A 3,698-nucleotide genomic window follows, 5' to 3' on the forward strand; every position below is an offset into this window, starting at 1 on the left:
CTTTTGAATTTGACTCATTACTGGAATTGCCACAGGAGAAGCCACCAAGGTTCCTGAAGGCAAGTAAGGATGATAAAGCTACGGCAATGGCACAAAAGAAAGCAGCTCTTAAGGCTGCTGGCAAAGACTTTGGACCACCAAAAGGTAAACCACCGTTTAAGGGCAAGCCCAAAGAGGACTTTAAGGGCAAGCCAAAGGAAATGCCAAAGCCAAAACCAAAAACACAACAGTAATCGGAACAGTTATCAGTTATCAAGGAAGCGCAGTATCAGTTATCAGTCATTTCTTGCTGTTGACTGGTCACTGCTCCCGGTAGCTGTTCACTGTTTTACTGTTTCAAGTTTGATTTCTAAATGAGTCAGGCGTGTTTCTGTACTGTCGTCAATACGTGTGTCGCTACCGTTTGCTAGTAATTCTTCCAGTTGGGCAAGACGAGTTTCTACACTAGTTTCTGTACCAGGAACCGAGCCCAAAATGCGTTGCAGACCTTGGATAACTAAATCGGTGGCTGTGGTGTTACGTTAAGCAGGCGATTGCGATTCGGGGCACTGCGCTCCGCGCAATCGCTCTGCTTGTTGTTCCTAAGATTGAATTCTTTATCTTGCCCATGAAAACCCTAGAGTTCAAATCGCCATTCGTCACTTGTCTATAGATGCGTGAGCCTCTGGCACAAATTCCCTTGCAATCGCCCCCAAATTCCTCTCTTGAAATGTCTGCCATCGTGGTAAAATACTGAAAAGCGAAGCGCCCACTGTCTGGAAAACTTGAGCGCCTCGCTTGAAAAATCTAAATTTCTTAAACCAATGGTAGCAGAATTCAACGCAGATGCGATCGCCCAAACCGAAAACAACCAAAATTTTTTGGCTCAGATTCAAGAGCAAGCGGCGGAGTTGTCTAGAGTATTTTTGAGTTTTTGTCAAACGATTTGGGTTGCTCCCGGGTACATCAGCCCCCAAGGAATGGAAAGAGATAAGAGAGTCTTTGGGATGGCTGCCAAGTACGGCGACTCGATATGCTCAGGTCGCGGAGCATCTCATGGGGCTTGAAATCGAAAGTATCGAAGCGCTCGATATACAAACAATGATGGCTGTGAGCAGCGAGAAGTACCAGCCCATCATAGAAGAATTAGCAGAGAATCCTCTTAGCGTACAAGAGGTACGCTCGAGGATGAAATCAATAAATCAGGAAGCAAAGAAAGTAGCGCCAACAAAGAGCGATGTTATTCGGCGCGACGTGAACGGTCAGCGGTACGCCCAAATTCCTCCAGTGTATGACCAGAACGCCATATCCTCTCTGGCCAGGCAAATGTCCATGGAAGGTAAATCAGCGCAAACCATAGCAGCCGAGGGGGTGCTACTCCGAGAAAAGACAATTCTTGCTCTACTCGGATTGGAGATTCCGGAGCAATTAAGTGAGGCGATCGCTCTCATACTGCCCACAGAGGAAATAGTGCCTTTGATTGAAGGTGAATCAACAAAAAGCACTGAACTTCAAGCCTCGGACAACGCTCAAAAGGGGCTAGCCGAGTATATGGCATCACAATCGAAAGAGGTCGCGCCTGCTGTAAAAATTGGGGACAAGCGAGGCGTTGCGGGGCAAACAGGAACAATTGTGGATTTTGAGGAAAAGCCACTCATCAACGAAATACATCCTGTAATTCAGTGGAGCGATGGAGGACAAAGTGCTCTTTCGCCACGCAATGTAAAGGTGGAGCAATCGGCATCTTCTTTGAAGGCAGAATTTACGATTGGGGATAAGGTTTTGTATCGAGGAGAGAATTATATAGTCGCGTCCGCGCCGGACAAAGACGGGGATGTACTGGTAAAACGCCCCAATGGCTCGACCAGATACCTGCAATCCAATGTGCTGAAAAAAGCTGAATAAATCCCTCATTGCCGATGCGGGGATTCCCGTATCGGTTCCTCTAAGAAGGCGAAAGTGCTTATACAGATATATCTTATAGACCCATGATAGTAGGCATTGATCAAAAAAATCCCTTTACAGACTCGCACTGTAAAGGAATTTCATCATCTACCAAAGGATTTCATGGGGCATTGATTAATTAAAAATAGCACATATTCTAAAAAAGGAAGTTTCCTTACCCTGTCAGGCATTAATTCCTTTCACCCTTTCAAATTGAGCGAACGTACAGTCACAGGACGCCAAAATCTTAGATTTATCACCTTTACCTGTCATGAATGTTCGATACAACCTGTTTAGATTGCTTCAGATCTTTTACCAGTTCGTCCAACAGCTTCCTATTAATGTGACCCATTGTGAAAATATGTGCATAGTCACCTACAGTTGATAAAGACCATTTGCGGACAATCCACTCTGGAGGTCGATCAAACACAACAGATAACCCGAGATCATTCTTCCATGCATTGAATCCTGCTTTACTAATTTGCATGGTTGCATAATTTGCCATTTCCAGCATATGTAGTGCTTGTTTTCTAAAGCCATTAAATCCCTTTGTTGCGATCGCATACCAAAGCAATATAGCAGCCAACCCGTTACGCGAGCCTGATAAAGTTGAATCGAGGGTGCCAATGTAGTCAATTTCTTCCCACTCATATGCCATATTTTTTCTCAACGTCATAAAGACTGCACATGGGAAGGGTGTACCAATTATTTTGTGCCCAGATACGGCAATACTTCCTATAGGAAGACGGAAATCAAAAATGGGTACTTGATTGCTCTTGCTACCCAGAACGCTTCTTTCTCTATTTCTTTTCTCTAAAAAAGGGAGAAATAGTCCACCCAGTGCTGCGTCAACATGAATATAAAATTTTTTAATATTGTGTTTATACAGCTGTACAACGATTTTCTCCACATTATCATATGCTCCCTTGAATGATGTCCCCATAGTTACCACAATAAGGGGCGGGTGGGAATTCCAATCGCTTTGGAGTATGGCTTCAATCAGCATCGGCACCTGAATAGCTCCTTTGGTAGTCGAAGGAATTACTTTTTGGGCTATATTGAGCATCCGCAGAGCCTTGCGGATTGAGTAGTGGGTGTCCTCAGAAAAGTAAGCGATGGGTATAGGCTTAGAGGAAGTAGATGCTTTAGAGGAAAACTCTAGGAAAACGCGCCCCGTGTACAGACCGTACATATTAGCCTCTGTTCCACCGCTAGTAATGTAACCCCAGTAGTCTTTGTCAAAAGCGTGAAAGAGATCAGCAAAAAACTCAATAACAGGTTGCTCCATTATTCGAGAATTTATACCGTAGTTACTATTAATGTACGGATCACCTACATTGTTGATATTAAAGTTTAGGAAATCAAACAGAGGAGAGTAGTCAAAATTTAAGTTCACTTGGTATCCTGCAAAGCAGGAAGATTTAAGCCGAAAATAGTCTAAGAGATAATCGATACACTCATGAAGATGATCTTGATGTAATCCATGCTGATGTTCTACCAATGAGAAACTTGGAGATGAAATCAGCCTATTTTTCTGGGTTTCTATAATCACCATACATAAACCTCCTGCCTAGAGCATCCAACTTTTGTTGGCTTGATACCACTGGCTTGGACATTCTTCTGTCAAGTTATGCTTCGTACTTCTTATACATATTTATTGCTATTTTATCTCAAAAACAAAAAATAAACTTGACTAAAAATACTTATTATGATAAATGGAGTCAGAAAAAGCGTGAAGTAATTGCGATCGCCTACCTTCAAGGAAGAGACAAAGG

At 43.2% G+C, this 3,698-nt stretch carries 4 protein-coding genes and 1 pseudogene; 3 read left to right on the plus strand and 2 right to left on the minus strand.

The features are described from left to right. Positions 1-233 (plus strand): annotated as a pseudogene (locus ACM0OZ_RS48145) (hypothetical protein); the annotation flags it as partial. 87 nt (positions 234-320) lie between these two features. On the opposite strand, the gene ACM0OZ_RS48150 reads toward ACM0OZ_RS48145, so the two are convergent. Next, positions 321-473 (minus strand): hypothetical protein, encoded by a 153-nt coding sequence (locus ACM0OZ_RS48150; RefSeq protein WP_414590042.1) that lies wholly within the window; start codon positions 471-473, stop codon positions 321-323. A gap of 330 nt (positions 474-803) precedes the next feature. Between ACM0OZ_RS48150 and ACM0OZ_RS48155 the strand changes: the two genes are divergently transcribed. Together ACM0OZ_RS48155 and ACM0OZ_RS48160 are read left to right on the plus strand one after the other, a co-directional pair. Beyond that, positions 804-1,046, plus strand: a complete 243-nt coding sequence (locus ACM0OZ_RS48155; protein WP_414589706.1) for a hypothetical protein — start codon at positions 804-806, stop codon at positions 1,044-1,046. Further along, positions 1,036-1,884 carry a hypothetical protein gene (locus tag ACM0OZ_RS48160; RefSeq protein WP_414590043.1) on the plus strand — a complete coding sequence of 283 codons (849 nt, stop codon included), beginning with the start codon at positions 1,036-1,038 and terminating at the stop codon, positions 1,882-1,884. Before ACM0OZ_RS48155 ends, ACM0OZ_RS48160 begins: the two co-directional genes overlap by 11 nt. Before the next feature lie 301 nt (positions 1,885-2,185). Here the strand turns inward: ACM0OZ_RS48160 and ACM0OZ_RS48165 are convergent, their stop codons facing one another. Continuing rightward, on the minus strand, positions 2,186-3,478 hold the full coding sequence (locus ACM0OZ_RS48165; RefSeq protein ID WP_414590044.1) for a histidine decarboxylase: 1,293 nt from the start codon (positions 3,476-3,478) through the stop codon (positions 2,186-2,188). Positions 3,479-3,698: the final 220 nt, after the last annotated feature.

The organism is Scytonema sp. PCC 10023 (assembly GCF_963920835.1).
Taxonomy (GTDB): domain Bacteria; phylum Cyanobacteriota; class Cyanobacteriia; order Cyanobacteriales; family Nostocaceae; genus Kalymmatonema.

Bases quoted from the DNA above. Each gene is read 5' to 3' on its own strand.
- ACM0OZ_RS48155 (WP_414589706.1), top strand. From the start codon at position 804: ATGGTAGCAGAATTCAACGCAGATGCGATCGCCCAAACCGAAAACAAC.
- ACM0OZ_RS48160 (WP_414590043.1), top strand. From the start codon at position 1,036: ATGGGGCTTGAAATCGAAAGTATCGAAGCGCTCGATATACAAACAATG.
- ACM0OZ_RS48165 (WP_414590044.1), bottom strand. From the start codon at position 3,478: ATGGTGATTATAGAAACCCAGAAAAATAGGCTGATTTCATCTCCAAGT.